We start from the raw sequence: 5,234 nt of genomic DNA on the forward strand, positions 1-5,234 counted from the left end.
CGCGCGCGGCGTCCAGCGCGGCGAGGCGCCCGGCGATGGCGGCGGCGCGGGCGCCGCCGATGCCTGCCGAATCGCCCGCCACCATCACGCCATCCACCGTCGTGTTGCCCCATGCGTCCAGCCGAGGGCGCCAGCAGGCCTGGGCGCGGTCCCAGTCATGCGCGCAACCCGGGATGGCGCGGGTGATCTGGGTGTTGGGCACCACGCCGTCATGCAGAAGCAGCAGGTCGGCGTCATGGGCCGCGCCATCCAACAAGATGCGCTGCAGCCGCCCGTCGCCCTCCGCCCGCAGCGAGTCTGCGCGTACAATGGGCACGCCGGCCCGGCGCACCGCGCGCTGCCAGCCGAGCCCCTTCAGCAGATAGTCCGGCGCCAGCAGGGCGCGCGGCAGGTGGCGCAGCGCAGCCGGCGGCACGCCATGCGAGAGGTCCACGATGCCCGCGAGACGCCCGCCGGCCGCCAGCGCCTGGGTGGCGTACAGCCAGAGCAGAGGCCCCTGCCCCGCCAGCCAGACGCGCCCCTCGGGCACCAGCCCCGCCGTCTTGAGCGCGATCTGCGCGGCGCCCACCGTCATCACGCCGGGCAGCGTCCAGCCGGGGACCGGGAGCGGCCGCTCGGTCGCGCCGGTGCAGAGCAGGATGCGGCCGGCGACGATGGACTTTGCCGCGCCGCCCTCGCTCCAGAACGCCTTGCCGCCCGGCTCGATCGCCCAGAGCGTCGCGCCGAAGCGCAGATCGGCGCCGGCAGCGCGCAGCGCGGCGGCGAGCTTCAAGCCATCCGCATCCTGCTCGTCCTTCGCCGCGCGCCGCTCGATCGCGCGATGCACCTGGCCGCCGGGGCCGAGGTTCTCGTCCAGCAGAAGGACGGAGAGGCCGCGCGCGCGCGCCTCGGTCGCGGCGGCCATGCCGGCCGGGCCGGCGCCAAGCACCAGCAAATCCACCGAATCGCTCACGCTGCGTCCTCGGTCTCTGGCAGGCCGCGCACGCCGTGCTGGGGGGCGGCAACCAGGCCCGGCGTGACCGGCACCATGCAGGCCTGCACGTTGGGCTTGCCGTCCGCCTCCACCAGGCAGTCGAAGCAGGCGCCCATCAGGCAGAGCGGGCCGCGCGCGGCACCGCTCACCGCCGTCTCGCGGAAGGCCAGCACGCCAGCGGCGAGCAGGGCCGCGGCCAAGCTTTCTCCACTGCGCGCGGGCAGCTCCTGGCCATCCCAGAGAATGGTGCAGTCGGTGGGCTCAGTGCGCCTGAACACGCGTGATCTCCGGATTCCCCGCGAAGCGCGCGGGATGCAGTTCCGCGGCGAGTTCCGGCATGATGCCGGACAGCACGGCCTCGGCCATGGGCCCGGCATGCACGGCGGCCAGCGTCACGCCGGAATGGCAGACCGCGACGAAGCAGCCGGGATGCGTCGCGCTCTCGGCATAGGCGGGGAAGCCGTCCGGCGTCATCGGGCGCAGCGCGGCCCAGCCGCGCACCATCCGCGCGGCGGCCAGCGGCGGCAGCACGCGGATCGCGCGTGCGGCCATCTTCGCGAGCGCCGCGGTGGTGGTCGGCGTCTCCAGGACGCCGTCATCCTCGCTGGTGACGCCGATCTGGATGGTACCGTCGCCGGTCTGGCGGATGGCGCTGGCGGGCATGGGCAGGATCGGCGCCAGACGTTCCGTGACGATGTTCTGGCCGCGCACGGGGCGCACCGGCACGTCGAGGCCCACCATCGCCGCGATGTGCGTGGTGGCGACGCCTGCTGCGACGACGATGCGACGCGCCTCCACCGCGCTACCATCGGCGCGCGCGATGCGATACGCGCCGCCCGCGGCGTCGATTGCGACGACCGGCGCGCCGGGCAGGTGCGTGCCGCCGGCGCGGCGCAGCCCGGCATGCAGGCCGCGCAGCAGCGTCAGCGGGTCCACATGCCCGTCGGTCGGATCATAGCTCGCACCCACGACCTCGGGACCGAGCGGGCAGCCCAGCATCAGCTGTTCCAGCTCGCGGCGGTCCACGATGCGGACGGTGTTGTGACCCTGGTTGTGGCGCCGGTGGACGAAGGCGCGCCTGGCCTCCAGCTCCGCCTCGTCCAGGCAGAAGGTCAGGCCGCCCACCGGGCGATACTGCACGTCCTTGCCGGCCAGCGCCGAGGCGCGCTCCGCCAGCGCGGGCCACAGGGCGATGCTGAGCCGGGTCCAGGCGCCATAGGCCGGCATGCCGTCGCCCTTGGACTGGCCCCAGACGAGGCCGAAATTCCCGCGCGAAGCACGTAGTGCGACATCGCCCTCGTCCAGCACGGCAACGCGCGCGCCACGCTCCGCGCAGCCGTAGCCGATGGCCGTGCCGACCATGCCGCCGCCGATGACCGCAACATCGTAGCGTTCCATGCTTGCGAGCCTGACCCGCGCCGGATCATCCTGCAAGCCATCGAAGGGGGGAAAGCGACATGTGGAAGACGGTCGGCGCGATGATGCTGGGTGCGGCGATCGCCGGCGCGGCAGAGGCGCAGACCCTGCGCGTCGGCGTCATCGCGCAGGACATGGGCACCACCGATCCGCACCGCGCCAGCGCCACGCAGGACAAGGCGCCGCTCTCCTGGGCCTATGACGGGCTCGTGCGCTTCCCGCCGGGCAGCGCCGATCCCGCGCGGCTGGAGCCCGACCTCGCCGAGAGCTTCGAGCGATCGGCGGATGGCCGGATCTTCACCTTCCGGCTGCGGCCGGGCGTGCGCTTCCACGACGGCAACCCGCTCGAAGGCGAGGACGTGGCGTTCTCGCTGCGCCGTGCCGCCGATGCGCAGCGCAGCGCCTTCGCCAGCGACTATGCCGCCGTAACGGCGGTGGAACTGGTGGACCCGATGACCGTGCGCGTGACGCTGCGGGAGCCGGTGGCCGGCGCTCTCGGCCTGTTCGCGAACTACCATGGCGGCATGATCGTCTCCCGCCGTGCGGATGCCGGCGGGCAGCAGCCCGGGACCGGGCCGTTCCGGCTGGAGCGCGCGGGCGGCGGCGCGGCACGCATGGCCGCCTTCGACGGCCATTGGCGCGGGCGCCCGGCGATCCGCGCCATCGACATCCGCTTCATCACCTCCGACGCGACACGGGAACTGGCCTATACCGCCGGCGAGCTCGACCTCTTCATCGGCCGGCGGGAGCAGCGCTGGGTGGAACGGATGCGCGCCCAGCCGAACACGGTGGTCGAGGTCTTCTCACCCGGCGAGTTCCGCACGCTGCTGATCAGCCGGCGCTCCGCCCCGCTGGACGATGCGCGGGTGCGCCGCGCGGTGCAGCATGCGGTGGATCCGGGCGCCATCGCGCGCTTCGTCGGGCTGGACGTCGCCACGCCCTGGCCGAGCCCCGTGCCGCCCGGCTATCTCGGCGCGACGGAGGAGGTGCCGCGCTTCGCCCCCGACCCGGCCCGCGCCCGCGCGCTGCTGGCGGAGGCCGGGCACCGCGACGGCGTGACGATCCGCGCCGTCGTCTCCTCCAACTCCGCGCAGCTGCCGATCATGGAGGTGATCCAGGCGCAGCTTCGCCGGGCCAACATCCGGCTGGAGATGGACGTCGTGGAGCACGCGACCTACCACGCCCGCATCCGGCAGGACCTGTCGCAGCTGACGTTCTACGGCGCGGCGCGCTACCCGGTGGCGGACAGCTACCTCTCGCAATTCTACCATTCGCGCAGCGCCCCGGGCCGGCCGACCATGTCGCTGAACTTCGCCCATTGCGACGCCGCGGATGCCGAGATCGACGCCTCCCGGGCGGAGCCTGACGAGCAGCGCCAGCTGGCCCTGTGGGCGACCGCGCAGCGCAAGGTGCTGGAGGCCGGCTGCGCGGTGCCGCTGTTCGACCTGAAGCAGGTATGGGTGCGGCGCAGCACCCTGAACCTCGGCTATCGCCTGGAAGGCGCGCTGAATCTCGGCCCGCCGGTGACGCACGCGACACGGCTGGATTAGGCACTCGGCGGTCACGATTCCGCGAAGTTCATGACGGCAACGGGCCGGCGCACGCGCTGTCGCGATGCGATGACAGTTCCGCGCTGCCGCATCGACACAGGCCGCACTGCCTGAATTCAGGGTAACGCAACCTTCACGCGACCCGTCACGGCAGGTCGGCGATTTCCGGTTGCGCTGGCGAAATGCCGCGCTCTACGCTTCGTGACAGTGGCGCGAGCCGCGGCGAGCACGGCAGCCCGCCGACCCGCGATCCGGCGGAAACGAACGAGGAGGGTGCCAGTCGCCGCATGTCGATCGCCGGTGCCACCGATAGCCTGGTGCAGCTGCTCCGCACGCGGCTTGCGGAGGATGGCGGCCTCGGCGGCTTCACCGTCTCGGCGATGATGGCGCGCGACGTGCGCCAGAACCTGCAGGACCGCGTCGGACTGCTGCTGTATCGCGTGGCGCTGGACCGCACGCGCCGCCAGGTGGAGATGCCGCGGGTCGCGCCCGCCGCACCGTCCCGCAGCGCCATGGGCGTGGAGCTGCACTACCTGCTGATCGTCTGGGGCCGCAACTCGGCGGAGGGCGAGCAGGTCATGCTCGGCCGCTGCATGGCGATCCTGGACCGCTTCGCCGTGCTGTCCGGGCCGCTGCTCTCCCCGGCCTATGCGTGGGAGCCCGGCATCGCGCTGCAGCTCAGCCCCGATCCTTTGGAGACCGAGGACTTCCTTCGGCTCTGGGACGGGTTCGAGGGGCCCCCGCTGCTCTCCATGCCCTACCTGCTGCGCACCGTGCGCCTGGCGCCGGTGGAGCGGGTGGAGGCGCCGATGGTGGACAGCCGTACGCTGATCGGCGTGCCGGCGGTGCCGGGATGAGCGCCTCGCTCGCCTTCGCCGCGCGCTTCGACGCCGACCGGGTGGTGGCGCTGGGCGTCGTGGCGCTGCGGGCGATGCGCTACGTGGCGCAGGACAGGCCTGCGGCCGGTCCGCCCGTGGAAGGGCTGCGTGTGGAGGCCGTGGGCGCGACGGAGCGGCCGGGCTGGCATGCCTCGACGGGGCTCTACGGCTTCCTGAAGCTGCCGCCCGGACCGCGGCGGCTGGTCGTCACGGATCCGGCAGGGCGCTTCCAGCCCGCGGCGGTGCAGCTGACGGTGCCCGACCGTAGCGCGGTGCGTGCGCGGCTGGAGGCCGGCGCGACGTCCCCGGACATGACGCCTCGCGCGCTGCTGCGCGATGTCGCGCTGCACGCGGCGCCGACCGCGCCCATCCCGCCCGGCCTCACCGCCGTCACCGGCCAGGTGCGCGGCGCCGGCG

The 5,234-nt window shown here is 73.5% G+C and carries 6 protein-coding genes; 3 read left to right on the plus strand and 3 right to left on the minus strand.

Annotated features, from left to right (window positions below):
* The 3 genes from OZN99_RS24760 to OZN99_RS24770 form a co-directional block, all read right to left on the minus strand.
* Positions 1 to 952: NAD(P)/FAD-dependent oxidoreductase (locus tag OZN99_RS24760; RefSeq protein WP_270937910.1), on the minus strand; the 952-nt coding region annotated here is incomplete at its 3' end.
* A complete protein-coding gene (locus tag OZN99_RS24765) occupies positions 949 to 1,251 on the minus strand; it encodes a (2Fe-2S)-binding protein (RefSeq protein ID WP_270937911.1) in 303 nt (100 codons plus the stop codon). The genes OZN99_RS24765 and OZN99_RS24760, both read right to left, overlap by 4 nt.
* On the minus strand, positions 1,235 to 2,371 hold the full coding sequence (locus OZN99_RS24770) for an NAD(P)/FAD-dependent oxidoreductase (protein ID WP_270937912.1): 1,137 nt from the start codon (positions 2,369 to 2,371) through the stop codon (positions 1,235 to 1,237). Before OZN99_RS24770 ends, OZN99_RS24765 begins: the two co-directional genes overlap by 17 nt.
* A gap of 59 nt (positions 2,372 to 2,430) precedes the next feature.
* Between OZN99_RS24770 and OZN99_RS24775 the strand changes: the two genes are divergently transcribed.
* The 3 genes from OZN99_RS24775 to OZN99_RS24785 all read left to right on the plus strand — a co-directional run.
* Entirely contained in the window at positions 2,431 to 3,939 is a 1,509-nt protein-coding gene (locus OZN99_RS24775) for an ABC transporter substrate-binding protein (protein ID WP_270937913.1), read from the plus strand.
* 287 nt (positions 3,940 to 4,226) lie between these two features.
* Complete coding sequence (locus OZN99_RS24780; RefSeq protein WP_270937914.1) at positions 4,227 to 4,796, plus strand: DUF4255 domain-containing protein; 570 nt, start codon at positions 4,227 to 4,229, stop codon at positions 4,794 to 4,796.
* The coding region (locus OZN99_RS24785) for a hypothetical protein (RefSeq protein WP_270937915.1) at positions 4,793 to 5,234 on the plus strand (442 nt) is incomplete at its 3' end. The genes OZN99_RS24780 and OZN99_RS24785, both read left to right, overlap by 4 nt.

This window comes from Falsiroseomonas oryzae, assembly GCF_027856955.1.
Lineage (GTDB): Bacteria > Pseudomonadota > Alphaproteobacteria > Acetobacterales > Acetobacteraceae > Falsiroseomonas > Falsiroseomonas oryzae.